This is a genomic window from Peribacillus sp. NPDC076916 (genome assembly GCF_050269675.1).
GTDB lineage: Bacteria > Bacillota > Bacilli > Bacillales > DSM-1321 > Peribacillus > Peribacillus aracenensis.
Genome location: NZ_JBNNIU010000028.1, coordinates 1 through 15,634, shown reverse-complemented (window position 1 = coordinate 15,634; position 15,634 = coordinate 1). Strand labels below are relative to the sequence as shown.

The 15,634-nt window shown below is 39.3% G+C and carries 16 protein-coding genes; all 16 read right to left on the bottom strand.

The features are described from left to right. Positions 1-143 (bottom strand): nucleotidyltransferase domain-containing protein (locus ACQKFG_RS27965; RefSeq protein WP_427564347.1); only part of this gene is annotated, 143 nt, incomplete at its 3' end. Between the two features lie 259 nt (positions 144-402). Next, positions 403-1,161 (bottom strand): response regulator transcription factor, encoded by a 759-nt coding sequence (locus ACQKFG_RS27960; RefSeq protein WP_427564345.1) that lies wholly within the window; start codon positions 1,159-1,161, stop codon positions 403-405. Between the two features lie 5 nt (positions 1,162-1,166). Next, complete coding sequence (locus tag ACQKFG_RS27955) at positions 1,167-2,408, bottom strand: sensor histidine kinase (RefSeq protein ID WP_427564339.1); 1,242 nt, start codon at positions 2,406-2,408, stop codon at positions 1,167-1,169. Between the two features lie 462 nt (positions 2,409-2,870). Continuing rightward, on the bottom strand, positions 2,871-3,305 hold the full coding sequence (locus ACQKFG_RS27950; protein ID WP_427564337.1) for a GlcG/HbpS family heme-binding protein: 435 nt from the start codon (positions 3,303-3,305) through the stop codon (positions 2,871-2,873). Continuing rightward, positions 3,292-3,657, bottom strand: coding sequence for a glycerol dehydratase reactivase beta/small subunit family protein (locus tag ACQKFG_RS27945; protein ID WP_095394189.1), 366 nt, complete (start codon positions 3,655-3,657; stop codon positions 3,292-3,294). Before ACQKFG_RS27945 ends, ACQKFG_RS27950 begins: the two co-directional genes overlap by 14 nt. Then, positions 3,654-5,492 carry a diol dehydratase reactivase subunit alpha gene (locus ACQKFG_RS27940; RefSeq protein WP_427564335.1) on the bottom strand — a complete coding sequence of 613 codons (1,839 nt, stop codon included), beginning with the start codon at positions 5,490-5,492 and terminating at the stop codon, positions 3,654-3,656. The genes ACQKFG_RS27945 and ACQKFG_RS27940 overlap by 4 nt, the downstream gene beginning before the upstream one ends. Positions 5,493-5,496: 4 nt before the next feature. Further along, positions 5,497-5,943, bottom strand: coding sequence for a diol dehydratase small subunit (locus tag ACQKFG_RS27935; RefSeq protein WP_427564333.1), 447 nt, complete (start codon positions 5,941-5,943; stop codon positions 5,497-5,499). 10 nt (positions 5,944-5,953) lie between these two features. Next, a complete protein-coding gene (locus tag ACQKFG_RS27930; RefSeq protein WP_427564331.1) occupies positions 5,954-6,532 on the bottom strand; it encodes a propanediol/glycerol family dehydratase medium subunit in 579 nt (192 codons plus the stop codon). A 14-nt stretch (positions 6,533-6,546) separates the two neighbouring features. Continuing rightward, a complete protein-coding gene (locus ACQKFG_RS27925; RefSeq protein WP_427564343.1) occupies positions 6,547-8,211 on the bottom strand; it encodes a propanediol/glycerol family dehydratase large subunit in 1,665 nt (554 codons plus the stop codon). Positions 8,212-8,514: 303 nt separating this feature from the next. Next, the gene (locus ACQKFG_RS27920) at positions 8,515-8,748 is read right to left on the bottom strand and encodes an aquaporin (protein WP_427564341.1); all 234 of its coding nucleotides are present in this window, start codon (positions 8,746-8,748) and stop codon (positions 8,515-8,517) included. A gap of 53 nt (positions 8,749-8,801) precedes the next feature. Further along, positions 8,802-9,092, bottom strand: a complete 291-nt coding sequence (locus ACQKFG_RS27915; RefSeq protein WP_427564329.1) for an aquaporin — start codon at positions 9,090-9,092, stop codon at positions 8,802-8,804. Positions 9,093-9,670: 578 nt separating this feature from the next. Further along, entirely contained in the window at positions 9,671-10,987 is a 1,317-nt protein-coding gene (locus ACQKFG_RS27910) for an MFS transporter (protein WP_427564327.1), read from the bottom strand. Positions 10,988-11,229: 242 nt separating this feature from the next. Continuing rightward, positions 11,230-12,228, bottom strand: coding sequence for a zinc-dependent alcohol dehydrogenase (locus tag ACQKFG_RS27905; protein WP_427564325.1), 999 nt, complete (start codon positions 12,226-12,228; stop codon positions 11,230-11,232). Between the two features lie 21 nt (positions 12,229-12,249). Then, the gene (locus ACQKFG_RS27900; protein WP_427564323.1) at positions 12,250-12,990 is read right to left on the bottom strand and encodes an SDR family NAD(P)-dependent oxidoreductase; all 741 of its coding nucleotides are present in this window, start codon (positions 12,988-12,990) and stop codon (positions 12,250-12,252) included. Positions 12,991-13,170: 180 nt separating this feature from the next. Continuing rightward, positions 13,171-13,674 (bottom strand): 2,4'-dihydroxyacetophenone dioxygenase family protein, encoded by a 504-nt coding sequence (locus ACQKFG_RS27895; RefSeq protein WP_244645383.1) that lies wholly within the window; start codon positions 13,672-13,674, stop codon positions 13,171-13,173. Positions 13,675-13,848: 174 nt separating this feature from the next. After that, complete coding sequence (locus ACQKFG_RS27890) at positions 13,849-15,450, bottom strand: sigma-54 interaction domain-containing protein (protein ID WP_427564320.1); 1,602 nt, start codon at positions 15,448-15,450, stop codon at positions 13,849-13,851. Positions 15,451-15,634: the final 184 nt, after the last annotated feature.

Below are 15,634 nucleotides of genomic sequence, written 5' to 3'. Positions count from 1 at the left end.
TCACTGTAGAAAGCAATATCGATATCACTGTCTTTATGTGTAGAGTTTTTGGCATAAGAACCAAAGATAATAATGAAAACGGGATCTATTTTTTTATGAGAGTATCTTGAATGGTTTGAAACATTTCTGTATACATAAGACACGCTCCCTAAATTATTATATGTAGATTATACCAAACATTCATTCCTATGTCTATTTATTCGTAAAATAGATATTTTACGCAAAGATAAATTAAGCAAGAAAGAAATCTTCCCCTCTCCTGCCAATGAAGGCTCGATGCCTGCTCTAAATCGAGAAAATGGATGTTTTTTTCTCCATGAGTGAACGCACCAGCTGACGATCCAGCCGGTGTGCCTCCTGGTAATTCAGCTCTTTCTTGTGTTTCATTGCAAAAAATCTACTTTACATCACAAAATTATTGAATGTATTGATTCGTTTCTTTCTTGACAAAAGAGATTTCTGCTGAAATTGCGTAGGTGTGATTCCTTCGTATTTTTTGAACACCCTAGCAAAATAATTGGAATCGGTAAATCCGCATTTCTCGCTTATTTCCATTACAGTTTCCCTACTGTAGCTAAGATGCTGTTTAGCTTTTTCCAGCCGACGGGACGTTATATAGTGAGTGATAGTGCAGCCCGTTTCTTGTTTAAACAGTCTGCTGAGGTACTGACCGTTAAGGTAAACTAACCTAGATAATGTGTCTAAGTTTAAATCTAAATGAAGATGGTTTTCTATATATTCTATAATGGTTACAACATCGTCATGCGTGCATGATGCTTTTAAAGAGGGTGGAGCCGGGCTTTTTACCACCGGTATATATTTAATTAATGTTTGTCTGATCTCATTCTGATGAGCTGGTTTTAATAAATAATCATCTGCTTCCAATTTACTCGTTCGGTTGGCTAAGTCACACTCATCATACGCTGTAAGGAAAATGATGCGACAGTCTGGAACATCGTTTTTGATTATTTCCGCTGCTGCCAAGCCATCCATAATAGGCATTTTAATATCCATTAGAACGATATCCATACGATTTTGCTTCGCCAGGTCTACAGCATCCGCTCCATTTTTAGCTTCAAATAAGTGGCTTATTGCGAGGTTTTCTCTATTAATCATCATCGTTAATACTTCCCGTTCTAATGGTTCATCATCCACTATCATCACATTCAATACAAAACTCCTCCTGAATTTGGAAGGACGAGCCGCACCGTTGTACCAAATTCTGGTTGACTTTCAATGGCTGTAATCCCGTACTCTTCTCCAAAATAATATTGAATTCGTTTTTGTACGTTATTCATCCCAATTCCTGTGGTATGACTGTTTTTTCCCACTCCTGAATGTGAAAAAATAGAGGCTACTTTTTCTTCCGTCATCCCCACTCCTGTATCAGAAATTTCTAACACCACGTGGTTATCTACTAAAAATCCGTGAATATTAATAACCACTTTACTATCCTGTGGCTCAAATCCGTGAATGATAGCGTTTTCAATTATAGGCTGGATAGAAAGAATGGGCATTTTTATGGCTTCTGTATCAAAGTCTATAATCTCTTCGTAATGAATTTGATTACGGAAACGAGATTGTTGAATATTCAAGTAATTTCTTGTGTAATCCAGTTCTTCCCTTAATGAAACAAGCTGGTCTATATTTCGCAGGCTGTATCTCATGATTTTAGCTAGCGAGTACGTCACATTTTGTGTCTGTTCCGCATTCTCTAAATAGGCAAGTCGTGAAATGGTGTTCAAAGTGTTAAATAAAAAGTGCGGATTAATCTGTGATTGCAATACCTTTAATTGTGTTTCCTGAAGGAGTTTCTCCAGTCTGGAACGAACCTTTATCTCTTCCATTAGTTTTTGATTCTTCTCATTTAGCTCTTCTTGTACAAGGTTATTAGCGCCCAATTTGACGATATAATTGGCAACAAGCTGCAGCATTTCTGTTGATGCTTCGATCTTTTTTTGACTTGTAAATTCAATATTCTCAAAATAAAGTTGGAGGAGTTCTTGATCAATTGGCAAGTGTTTTGTTTTCTCTCGAATATTGTCCAACTGCTTTTCATCTTGATCTTCTAGTAACACCTGGCCACACAAAACAGATCCAAGGTGTTTATCGTTAAGAACAATAGGAGCAGCTATATCAACTAGACCAGAATGGCAATAATGGGGGATTGGCTTTGCTTGTTTAGCCGCAATCAGTCCCACCTTTTTATCAGACCATACACAGCATCGCATTCCTTCCTGTGAGGAACGCATGTGTTTGCAAAAATTTGTAAAATTAGTTGGACTGGTGACAGGCACTCCTTGATCATCTGCAATGATGACCCCCAAACCAGTCACATCGGAAAATCGCTCCTGGATTTCCTGAAGAGTCTCAACATTCACAATGCTCCGTAATGTAAATGCATTCACCATGTACCTCCTTGTCAATTTACTTTATATTGTGAAATTTACACTTTTTGTAACATTTATACCTATCATTATAGCTTATTCCTCTCTAGCTAAAAAGTATATTGTCTCCTTCGATAAAGTGATGGTAATGCACATAACGGGCCAATACAACGAAAGAGCTAATCCAATCATGGAATTAGCTTCACCACACGTTCCTTAAGCTTCTACAGAAATAGATGCATTTTTACATTCTATTTCCATATACAAGGATATTATTTCAACTTTATCACCGGATTTTGTGTAAATCTTCATTTTTTGCAATCTCTTTATTTTGTCTTTCATTTTAAACATACTAACCAATTTAACTTTCATCAAACAGATGATATCCTTGGAACCAAACAGATTGAATAGTGGCTCCCAGGATATTAACATGGCTATATTAACTGGATGGCAGGTAGACCTCCAATGAATACCATACGGACCCTATCTGATGAGACTAGAAGTTAATTCTATATCATTCAGCACATTAACAGCCGCTTGGGCTACTCGTATATCCTCCTCGACCGAGCCGCCGCTTACGCCAATTGCCCCAATAATTCGGCCTTTTTTGCGTAAAGGAATGCCTCCGCCGAACACGACAACCCGTCCATTATTGGTTGTATTAATACCGTAAAGTTCTTTTCCCATTCCGGCTGCCTGAGCTAAGTCTGCTGTGGGCATTTTCATTGCTACTGAAGTCCAGGCTTTGTTTTGGGCAATATCCACACTGACCAATAAAGCATCATCCATTCGATGGCATGCTATGAAGTTCCCTCCTTCATCCACAACGCTAATGACCATAGGGACTTCGATTTCGTTTGCTACCTTTTCAGCACCCTCAATTAGCTTTTTTGCTAATTCTAAATTAATCTGCTCCATATTTTTCATCCTTTCCTATTAAAAAGATTAAGGGTAAGCCTTTGATTAGACGAGCCGCGTTCTTTCCTAATCTTCGCCCGTTTTGAAGGCTGTCCTGTAAATAGGGTTCTTCTGGTTTCAATTTTTCGTGATGTAAACATAAATCGCCATTTTGTTCAATGCCTATACCAACTTGCAAAGGGGATATAGATGCTGCTTCCCACCCTAGTTCTATAAAACTACTTGCTTTGTTCCCCTCTTGAAGTAAGAATGGAACCCCTTCTTCTTCCAAGCCCGCACACACTTCTTGAATTTGTCTAGGGGAAAGTGCGCTGTTGTATAAAATTGTAATGTATACGTCTCGTTTATTCATTTGAATACCTCATGTCTGATAGAGGATAAGACCAAACCGGTTGCCACCGCATTTCTCGGGCCTTCTGTACCGCGAATATTGGCAAAACCGGCAACAATACCATACTTACCTAGTTCTTCTGTCAACATTTGTGGAATTTCAAAGTCAAGTGCCGATCCCCCCACCATGACAACAAAGGACAAGTGTTTTAAATTGCCTGTTGGGATTACTCGCTTAAGCGCACGCAGAGCATTCGTTAAAAATACTCTTCGCTTGGCGCTGCGGCGTATTTCCCTGACCTTTTCCATGGATACCTTGGTTGATAATGGCGTGAGATCTTTTTCTTCCCGAATGACTACTTTTCCGAAGGTGTACGGAGGAAAAGGCTCTTCAGAAAATAACATTGTTCCGTCTTCTAGTTGCATATGGAACAAGCTCAGCACTTTTCCTAAAGGGAATTTTTTTATTTTTTCAGCTAGTTCCTTGTCTCCCAATGCGAGTTCAGAATTAATCAGCATCGTTACCATGTCTCCTGCACCAGCCAAGTGGCTTGAGATGATGTTGCCGGATTCATTCATCATGGCAGCATCGGTTGAGCCACCGCCCATATCGAGAATGACCATTGGTTTTCTCGTGCCGGGAGTCGTTAAGGCCCCGCGGATGGCCATTTCCGCTTCAACTCCTCCCACTTCAACCTCGATGCCCATTTCTTTTTCCAATAAAGAAGCCACTTTTTGGACAGGCACTTTATCTGTTTTGACCATGGAGGCTAATGCGACGCCACTTTCCATGGAAAGCTCACCCGCCATGGAACCGCTAATGGAGGTCGGGATTACCGCATCAACCGCTAGAAGATCTGAGATGGTAATTTCAAGGGGTAATTGTCCGGTGAGTTGAGCTAAATCATGACGGAGCCCGTTAAACATCCCTCCGACATTAGTTCCTGTTTCTCCCTTGACGTCTATCAGCGTTTCCAGTTTTTCATACTTTTTCATAATGGATTCTGCCCCATCGTTAATGGATACTTCTAGCTGTCGGTTGTTTGTCCCTATTAACATGAATCGTCCCGCTTCTATTTTCCGTTCAACGACTTCCCCCTTCGGTGTCCGGATTACTACGGCCGAACGGTTGCCAACTAATGCTTTAGCGACTAAAGCAATTTGTATCGTCTGCTCCGGATCCAACTGAAAGACAGTAGAGAGCCCGTATGGATTACTTAATGTTCGAATGACATGACCTGGTAAAGCAACTTCAATCGCGGCCAACTTTAAAAGAGGAACTTTTTCAATTAACGCAACCTCATCGACGATAGGAATTTTTTTGTACAGTCGATTGTGTATTAGCACCCCATCATCCTTTTGTACAATTGCCCCGGTAACAGAAATTCCTACGCTTTTTGCCTGATTTAGACGGTGAGCCACCCATTCATAATCAAATAAATTAGGGATCACGGCGATATAATCCTGCTCTTTTTCTTCGACGTTCAACAATTGATCGATTAAAACCGTTGTCCCAACACCTAAACCGGCTCCGCCTGGGGTATCCGGATTATGGCCAATCATGGACGATTCCGTGATAATCGTTTCGCTAATAAGATCCATCGCCAAATCGCCAATGACTGGCACAGCATCATTCAATCTGATAAGATCAATATCCTTCAACTCAATATCTGCTTTTTTGACCGCTTCCTGCAAAGCAAGACGGATGCCCTTCACATTATCAGTCGTTCCTTTAATACCCGTAGTTTTGACTAAATGTTGGGAAAGAAAATAAGCATGGTCCTCCTCCACACACGCGATTGCCACTTCAGTGGATGAATTGCCGATATCTACACCGGCTAAAATTTTTTTGACCACACCTTTAGTCCTCATTCTTCTTTAATCTTCCGCGTCTTTCGTACACATTTGCCGCTTCACGGATTAATTCTGCGTTTTCTGTCGCTTCGTATTCTTCTTCTAATTCATCGGCAATCGCTAAAAGCTCTTCTTTCGTAGAACGGTTCGGGCGCAAAGCATTATAGATTTCTAGTATACGGGCATCAGATATTTTGATCATTTCAGCTGCTCGGCGAAAATTTTTCGCGAGTTGTGTTCTTCCTAAACTTTCACTAATGTTTGCATGCATTTCAAGCGTTTTGGGGCTGATACGTAAATCGTCTCCTGTTATCTCTCCTTTTAAAGCAGCATCCAATGTTAAATCGTTGTAAGCCTGTTCTCTAGGTGTAAACAATAAATCCGGCCTTTTTGAACCTAGTGGATAGTCTTCTTTTGTTAGAAATTCTATTTTTTCTTTCATTGTATTCTCCATGTTCATCCCCCTATTCTTTTATGAAAAATTCGGCTTTCAATTCAACTGGCTTCTGTTCTGGAACCAGTGACTGACACTCTTTTAAATAAAGCAAGGCAGCTGCCGCCTGATATTTAGGACGTGTCATTTCGTCATTTACTACCAGTACTGGATTAGGGCTTTCCCCTAACGCATACATGGCAGCATTCCGTCCAATCTCCCGGTACATGTCTAACGTAATGACTGGAGATTGAGGGAATAATTCAAGATTACTTAGCGGATCCAAATCGCGCTGGTGGATAACAATCGTTCCCCTCGACTGCAAGCCAATGCTGATACCTGAACCACTTATTTGGGCTGCTCCATGCGCCATAAAAGCTAAGTCAGCTGTTCGCAAGCTACGAATCACCCGAGGAACGGCTCCCTGCTCTTCAATTCCAGATAGGATCTCACGCAGAACCAAAGCGTGATCAACTTTCACGATTGTTTTATTCATCTCTTTTCCAAAAGCTGGGCCTATGGCTACTATCACTTCTCTTGCATTCGTTCCTTTCGCTGGCGTCCTAATTTCTGTTAATTTCATTTCAATAGAAAACGTTGGTACCGTCATGTTTGCTCCCTCCTTTAATCAAAGTCTTTCGGACTGATAGCTTGACGAATGTTTTTGATTTCTTCCCATCTTTCCGGACTAAGGCGATAGCCCGTTCCAGGTCCTTTATAGTCATTTTCATCATTGACCGCACTTATCACCACATTATCCTTATTGATAATGGCTGATGTATGCAAATAGTCACCAGCAACCCTTTGTTTTAACAAATCGAAAATCCGCTCAGCTGTTTGTCGATATCCGCGTTTCGCTAAAATAAGCGCGATGTCAAATCCTGAAATCCCATCCTGTAAAATCTGCTCGGCCGACTTTAAGTCCTCTACCACGTTTCTTGTCGGCATATCTTCGCTACTGTTGGCATAAGTGGCAGCTTCCACTTCTTCATCTGTAATGACCGGGAATCCTAGCTCATCAAAAATAGCTTGCAACGCTTTCGCCGATTGATAACGGACTTTGATTACCTCTTCTTCGCTTACTGGTTTTAAACCGCCGTCCACCATCATGTCGCGCTGAAGAATCAAGTAATCATCCAGATCGCTGGAATCCATATTTGATCCTGCAAACATATCCTCGTTATTCGGTACAGCACTAAATCCAGCAAAGATAAAATCTGTACCAGGTAGCATTTGGCACAGCATTTTAGCGCTACGTCGGATTTCCGAATGGGAAAACGTTTGGTCGTTTCCTGATGCTACTTCCATATCAAACAAGGTAGTCGCCAAATTTTCTGCTAAGACGGCGCGGATTCCGCTCGGTACAGAGGCTGGTATACCAATACAACTAATGGAACCATTTTGTAGCCCTTGCACGCCTGCTCCCTTGGCCATCATCACGCAGCGAATTTCTAAATAAAGCATGGATTTTCCTTCTGCTCCGGCCATTTGCACTTCTGAACCTGTACCTGATGTAAAGCGCATTTTAGCACCGCGTGAAGCATATGCAGAGGCTAAAAATGATTTAGACCATGGGGTATCATCTCCATCCATGAACACAGATTCTGTACCATAAATTGAAATGGTTTCAGCGTAAGACGTTAATCCAAGCATGGCTAAACGAAGTTCTGTCGCTTCTTCTAATGAATCCTGTGTTAAGATTCCTCCTCTTGCGGTTTGGGAACCGACGAGTAATGCTAACGCATTGAAGGGGGCATAACGAACAATTCCAACAGTTGTTTCCTGTTCATCAAATCCGTAAACTCCCGCTTCTGCAGCATCCGCCGCCATGAGGACAGGATTATCACGCACGTTCGTGACATGACATTGGTTGGACGGCGTTTTTCTTGCCCTCATCTTTTGTAAAGCCATCATCATTTCCACGACATTCATATGATTAAGTACTTCCAACACTTTTGCTGGCGTGAGTCCTTTTGACAGCTCTACGATTTCTGAACGAGGGACATTAATATCCACAAGTTTTCGGGCAATTTCCAAGCTGTCAAGAGCCATGATTTTTTCCGTTACGCTTGCATCAATCGTATAATCGGCAATAAACTGGTCGAGCATATCGAAGTCTTCTCGTCTTTTTTCATCCAATTCTACAATCGTGCCATTTTCTACTTTGATAGAAGGCTTCGGATCATTAGGACCTGTCATTGCAACAAATCCCATTTCTGGCCATTCTTTTACAAATCCATCTTTATTCACGGGTCTTTCTTCTAAAATCTCAAATCGTTTTGAACGCAGCATAAGAAATATCCCTCTTTCTATCATTATTTGGTTAGATAATTTTTTAAGATTAATGTGTTTCCCAAGAAGCAGCAATTTCTTCCTGAGTGCTTACTATTTTCAGAGAGGCAGTGTCTTTAGAAGGTAGATACTTTCCAATGGGAGAGTGATACAGTCCCTCCCCTATAATCGCCCCGACCATAGATGCGATTATAGGTACCCAAAAATAGCCTTTAATTTCGGGAAATCGATAGGTCCACAGCCAACAAGCGCGGAAAATAATTTAGGACCAAAATCTCGTGCTGGATTCAATACCCCCAGTTAACGTACCAAAGGAACCCCACCGAGTGCTGCGACAACCAGCCCTACGGCTAATGGAAAGAATGCTTTTGAAGGAGCAAATGAATTTCGTTCATCAATAAAGGCAAATAGAGCGGCGATTAAAAAAGCAGTCATGGTCATCTCAACTAATGCCGCTTGAAAATGATTGAGATAGGGGGCAGGGAAGGTAGAAAAGATACTTGCTAAAGGTTGACTTTCTGCACTCCCACGAATGATTTCGTTTGTGGCTTCATAGTGAAGAAAACCATTGTGATAGAGCCCATAGACTAAGGCAGCCCCTTAAAGGTACCTGCTATTTGTGCAAACATATAAGGGATTACCTTGGCCAAAGAGAACTTGTGATAAATGGCGAGCGATAAGGTGACCGCTAGGTTAATGTGCGCTCCCGAAATCGCTGCGGTTAAATAAAGAGCCAAACTCACCGCTATTCCCCAAATCGTGTATTGGGCTTCATTTAAGACAAGAGCAGCGACACAGCCAGCACCAAAGAAAATCAGAATAAAGCAGCCAATAAACTCGGCGATTAATTCCCCTTTTAATGCTTTTATGGGACACACCTTCTTTCCATTTTTTAAAAGTCACCTCCATGAAGCGATGGGGCGTATCCTTGTTTCCTTCCATTGGAAGTTTGTTGCTCAACTAGCTGGCAAGGAGCCTACGTACTGCTAACGTAATAGGTTGAATATTTTCTTTTGACTATAACCTCCTCTTTTTTACTTTGATAAACTTATTATAATTTTCTGAATTTTAAATGTCCCTAGACATAACTTACATGTCCTAGCACTTTTTCTACTTTTTAAATCAAGGAATTTTATTAGTACCTAACTAGACATGTGTATATGGACCACTTTAAAAAAGAAGGTGTCTCCCTTATGCCATTTGGTTAAATATAAGAGGGTAAAGTGGTTTGTTAGTCTGCTACAAAAAAAGACGTGTATAAACGTTGTCACACGTTCCGTACACGTCTCACCTCTTACTAAAATGATTTTATATAAAATGGAAGAGTTGGAGGACTTAGTCCATGTTCACCAGACACTCTTCACTTCTGTATAGTTAACTAATACGTAACTTCTCATTTCACAATCAATACCAATAACACTTTATAATTTTAAAAATTCTAAAAATTCACCTCTGATTATATTATCCGGTTTACTATATGATTATCCTGTTGCATCTGTCCTGCCCCTTTAAATTGTGAAACAGAAATAATGGCAATAATACAACAAAGAATGATGTAAAGACTAATCGATGTTGAACTGCCGAATTCGTGCAAGAGAAAAAGGGAGATCATAGGAGCAATTCCTCCTCCAATAATAGAAGCCAATTGATATGCTATTGACGATCCACTATAACGGAGATGAAGTGGAAAATTTTCTGCAATTAGTGCGGCTTGTGGACCATACACCATGCCAGGACCTATGCCGGAAATTGCAATAGCCAGAATGATTAAGGAAGGTACACCTGTATTAAAAAGATAAAAGTAAGGGAGAGCAAATATGAGCGTAATGCTAATTCCAATAATGTATATTTTTTTTCTGCCGAATTTATCTGATAAGTGGGCAGAAAGAGGCACAACTAAAAGATATACAACTGCAACAAGTAAAACGGCATTCGTAAGAAATTGTTTGTCTAGATTAATTTGTTCCGTCCCATAAGAAATGATGAATGCTGTGAAAATATAGAAAGGTACTTGCTCTCCCAAGCGAGAAAGGGCAGCTAGCATAATAGTTTTCGGATGTTCTTTAATAACTTCTAAAACAGGTTGTTTAGCTACAAGGTTTTCTTCTTTCATTTTCGAAAATTGCGGGGACTCTTCTATACCAAGACGAATCCAGAGACCAACACCTACAAGTAAAATGCTTATTAGAAAAGGAATTCTCCATCCCCACGACTCAAAGCTATCCCCCGTAAAGAATATGCAAAGGGATACAGCAGCAGTGGATACTAAAAGCCCGATAGGAACACCTAATTGTGTCATACTTCCCATTAATCCTCTATGTTTCTTAGAGCTCCACTCTATGGAAAGTACAACAGATCCTCCCCATTCACCACCAACACCGATTCCTTGGACAAATCTCAATAACACCAGTAAGACCGACGCGAAAATTCCAATGTTTTCATAAGTAGGCAACAAGCCTATAATTGTACTACTAATACCCATCAGTAGAAGAGTGGTAACGAGCGTTGCCTTTCGCCCGATTCGGTCCCCATAATTACCAAAAATGATAGCTCCAATAGGGCGAGCAAGGAACCCAATAAAAAGTGTTGTAAACGATTGCAAAATACCGATATACGAATTAGATTCAGGGAAAAATAGTTGTGGAAAAACTAATGCGGCCATTGTTCCATAAAGAAAAAAATCATACCATTCTATTGACGTGCCAACAATGCTTGCAATTGCTGCTTTTCTAACCTGTTTTTTGCGAATAGACTCATCCATTTGATTATTCAATTTATTTAAACCTCCTATAATATAACGAATTAACACTAATACCCAAAAGGGGAAAATTGTTGGAATAATATTGAAACGGATTTTCAAAAACATTATCATTCAAATATTGTATAAGGCACTAAATTAAATAATGTAATCCTTTCTTTTTCTCATAACGATAAATTCATGAATGTCTCTAGGTTTAATATAGTCCTTGAAGGGTGTCACTAATACTTTTCCGCTAGTATGTATGAGCGTTAGCCTTATTTGTATAGAACCGCCTTTAGTACTTTTTGATTCATGCTTTCTTTAAATGCCTGATCTGCTTCTATTAATGGAAAGTAAGAAATAATTTTCCTTAATTCCTCTTTGTAGTGAATGAGTATTTCACTGGCGTCACGGTAGTCGTCTGGATTACAGCCATAACTTGTGATTAAAGGCCATTCATTGCGGACCAGGTCATTTAAAAATAAAGTCGTTTCCTGCTCATACAGAGCCACCACAACAATTTTCCCTCCTTTTTTTAGATAGCGGAACCCACTTTTCAAAGCCGTCGATGATCCAGAACATTCAAAAATGTAGTCTACTTTTGTTTCCAAAATCTCTTTATCTGCAATGAAAGGTTTCATTTTAAAAACAGCAGCTTTTGACAGCCGGTAAGCATAATCATTTTCCAGGCCGGAGAGTATGACGTCGGCCTTTTTATGGGCGCATATTAATCCGATAAAATAGCCGATGATACCAGTACCTTGGACAAGAACCGTGTTGCTGGTTCCTAATTCATTTATTTTTTTTACAGCGTGGACTGCGATGGACATCGGCTCAGCTAAGGCGGCAATATCGATTGGCAATCGGGCATCGATTTCTTGTACAAAATCAGATTTCACTTTTACAAATTGTGTCATCCCTCCGTTGAAATGAAGGCCAATCACTTGAATATTGGAACATATCGAATAGCGCCCTAACTGGCAATTTTCACATACTCCACAATAGTGCATTGATTCGATGATCACCTTTTTATTGACCAAATGTTCATCTTTTTCATCAAAAACCTTTACAACTGTGCCCGATATCTCGTGTCCTAATGTCGTGCCACGTTCTACAAATTCATAGCCTTTAGAATGTTTGGCCGCGTGAATATCGCTACCGCAAATGCCGCAATAAGCCACTTCAATTAGCACTTCCCCTTTTGTTAAAATGGGCTTTTCTTTTTCTTCAATAGTGATTTGACCCGGTAATATCGAAGTTGCAATTGCTTTCATTATAATGTCTCCTTTATTTGATTATGAAGCCGTCCAACCGCCATCCACGTATATTGTTTGGCCAGTAATATAGTCAGAAGCATCTGATGATAAAAATACAGCAAGTCCATTCAAATCTTTTGCTTGCCCAGTTCTCCCTGTAGGAATACGCGAAAGAATTTTGTTTTTCCAAGCCTCATCCTGAAATAAAACTTGTGTTAACTCTGTATCGAAATAACCCGGCGCAATCGCATTTACTTGAATATGAGGTGCCCATTCCCCTGCCATCGCCTTTGTCAGCTGATTCACGCCTCCTTTAGAAGCACAATAAGGTCCCATATTCGGCAATCCTATGTGGCTGCTTAGTGACGCCATATTAATAATTTTTCCTTGTTTTCTTTTAAGCATTTGTTTAGCTGCCATTTGCGAAGTAAAGAAAACGCCTTTTAAATTAATATTGATGACTTTATCCCAATCTTGTTCGCTAATATCAACCATCGGTCTTCGGACGTTAATACCAGCACAATTGATTAAAATATCAATTTCTTCATACTTTTTTACAACGGATTCTATCTGGTGAACGTTAGAAACATCAAGGTGTTCAAATGTGACAGGAAGATTTTCTTTTAAGAAATCTCGCTTAACTGCTGATATCTTATCCTCACTGTCAATTCCCGTAATGATAACATTGGCTCCTGCTTTCCCAAGAGCCAATGCCATGCTTTTGCCAAGGTCTCCCGTTCCGCCAGTGATTAGAGCGATTTTATTTTTCAATTCTAGCATTCAATCATTTCCCCTTCCGAATCGGAATAATGTTAAAGTTCCTTGGTACCATAATGAAGTATACTCCGGAATTCAAAAGTTTCCATATTGATTTATAAATCAGCTACCTTCTCTCTAAAAAATGTAAGAATTTTTTAAATAATGAATACGGGCTGTCATTCAGCCCGTACGTCATTTTAATTAATAAGTAAGGTCTTTCATAGGAATATTGTGTTTCTCGCAGTATTCCTGATATTTCTTCATACGATAGAAAACATCATCCTGTAAAGTCACATTTCCGTTTTCATCAAAATACTCAATTACTCCTCCTAAATAAAAAAGAGTAATCATATCTTCCCCTTCATCAACAGTTAACGTGTGAACATCTCCGGGTGGCTCGTAAACAAATGTGCCCGGCTTTGCAACCCAATCTCTTTCAAGATAACGCCAAGTGCCTTGAAGAGTATAGGCAAAAACTGTACCACCTGTATGACGATGACGAGCATTTCCTTTTCCTGCCTTGAATTTTGAAATATGTATCCAATTACCTGTTGTCAAATCAAATCGAATCGGTTTAAACCAAACCCCATCTGCTTCTTCAAAAGTCGGCACCCACGGAATATCATTCACATCAATTGCTTGGTCCGGTAAATTATGCTTTTCTACAAACTCCTGTAAATCCATCTTCTTTTCTTGTAAATTCATGTTTTTTTCCTCCTTGCTATTTTTGTATAGCTTCAACATAATACTTATGCAATTTCTGTGCCAAACCTTTTGCAGAACAATATTCACAGGACTATAGGCAATATCTGAATAATTTTTTTAAAAATTCAAACAAAAAAGTGCAATATTGCACACTTAAGGCAACATTGCACTTTTTCATTTGAGAGTAATGTTTAATTTATTTATTTTTCTCATTAAGGTCGTCCGGTGGATGTTAAAACTTTTAGCCAATAAACCTATATCCGGAATTTCTTTCCACCGTTTCTTTATAATCTCCTTTTCCATATCATCAAGGATTTCCTGCAACCCCTGCTTACTTACTTTCGGCTGATTAACGTTGTATTTAATATGTTCCGGCAAATCTCCGACATTAATCACGTCTTCCTCTGACAAAACAACCAACTGCTCAATCAAATGTTGCAGTTCCCGTACATTTCCTGGCCAATTGTAATTATTTAAATAGTAGAAGATGCTGGGATTGATGGAAATCCCTTTATTATATTGGATATTATATTTGTGAAGAAAATATTCTGTAAATAATTCAATATCTTCTTTTAATTTCCGCAAAGGGGGCATCACAACTGGCACGACGGACAACCGATAATATAGATCTTCTCTGAATTTTCTTTCTGCCACCAATTCCTCTAATTTTCGATTTGTAGCCGCTATAACGCGCGTATTCACTGTCCTGTATTTCACATCTCCCACTCTTCTCACTTTTTTATCCTGTAAAAAAGTGAGAAGCTTAACTTGCAATGAAAGTGGGAGCTCTCCTATTTCATCTAAAAAAAGAGTTCCTTTATCTGCTGATTCAATCAATCCAGCTTTTCCACCTTTCACTGCACCTGTAAATGCACCTTCTATATATCCGAAAAGCTCCGATTCCATTAAATGTTCAGGAATGGCCCCGCAGTTTACTTCAATAAATGGTCCAGACTGATGACTTCTCAACTCATGTATGGCCCTCGCAATGACGTTTTTACCGCTGCCTGTTTCCCCAACAATCAAGACTGTTGAATCAATATCTGATATTTTCGATATTTTCTTTTTAATCTCTTTAATTTGCGGACTGTTCCCTATAAAATAAGGTACATCTTTTATTTTCGACTTCAATAAATCTATTTCTTGCTGCTGATGGTTATTGATTTTTTCTTGCCTTTTTAAATTTTCTCGTAAATTATTCAAATCCGTCATATCATAAACTGAATTGATGATCATCTTTATGTTCCCGTTTTCATTTTGAAAAGGATTTCCATTCACCAGCCAGACTTTTTCCTGATCCTTCGTTTTTTGAAGTAAGGAGACTTTGGACTTTTTCGAGAGCACCTCTAGCGTGACGGAACTATCAAAATAACCGGAGAATATTAACTCTGATATATGTCTTCCTTCTACTTCATTTTTAGCTATACCAGTCATTTCAGCATATTTATCATTTACCAGCAGTGTAAACCCCTTGCTATCCGATATGTAAATACCATCGTTAATCGTATTCAAAATCGTCTCCACTTCTTTTGAATATATGTACTTAAACGCATCTCCTTTTTCTTCCTTTAATTCTGCTGTTTCAAAATAAATGACCTGTTCATTAAAAGTTAACTTCTTTCTTATTTTGACCAATTGTTCTACTCTGGCTGTATTTTCACCACTCTCATTACTGTAAAGAAGCACTCCATTTTCGTCGTACAACATAACTGGCTCTATTATATTGTTGATGAATTCATCCAATTTCGTAATGTGAAAAATCTCGTTAATATCCATTGCGCTTTCCTCCTTCACTGCTTTACGGCTATTGTATTCTATACTAATTTATACCAAAGTAAATCCTAATGTAATAAAAAGTCCGCTTTTTTGAAGTGAACCCAAAAAGTTAGACACTTTATTTACTTAGGCAGCCTTGAGGGCATGAACCCGGTAATCTACTGGGCTCATGCCTTTCTTACGA

Coding starts and splice junctions, on each gene's coding strand:
- ACQKFG_RS27960 (WP_427564345.1), bottom strand. CDS start 1,161: ATGATAGTGGATGATGAACCATTAGAACGGGAAGTATTAACGATGATG.
- ACQKFG_RS27950 (WP_427564337.1), bottom strand. CDS start 3,305: ATGGAGCAGATTAATTTAGAATTAGCAAAAAAGCTAATTGAGGGTGCT.
- ACQKFG_RS27945 (WP_095394189.1), bottom strand. CDS start 3,657: ATGAATAAACGAGACGTATACATTACAATTTTATACAACAGCGCACTT.
- ACQKFG_RS27935 (WP_427564333.1), bottom strand. CDS start 5,943: ATGGAGAATACAATGAAAGAAAAAATAGAATTTCTAACAAAAGAAGAC.
- ACQKFG_RS27930 (WP_427564331.1), bottom strand. CDS start 6,532: ATGACGGTACCAACGTTTTCTATTGAAATGAAATTAACAGAAATTAGG.
- ACQKFG_RS27905 (WP_427564325.1), bottom strand. CDS start 12,228: ATGAAAGCAATTGCAACTTCGATATTACCGGGTCAAATCACTATTGAA.
- ACQKFG_RS27900 (WP_427564323.1), bottom strand. CDS start 12,990: ATGCTAGAATTGAAAAATAAAATCGCTCTAATCACTGGCGGAACGGGA.
- ACQKFG_RS27895 (WP_244645383.1), bottom strand. CDS start 13,674: ATGAATTTACAAGAAAAGAAGATGGATTTACAGGAGTTTGTAGAAAAG.
- ACQKFG_RS27890 (WP_427564320.1), bottom strand. CDS start 15,450: ATGGATATTAACGAGATTTTTCACATTACGAAATTGGATGAATTCATC.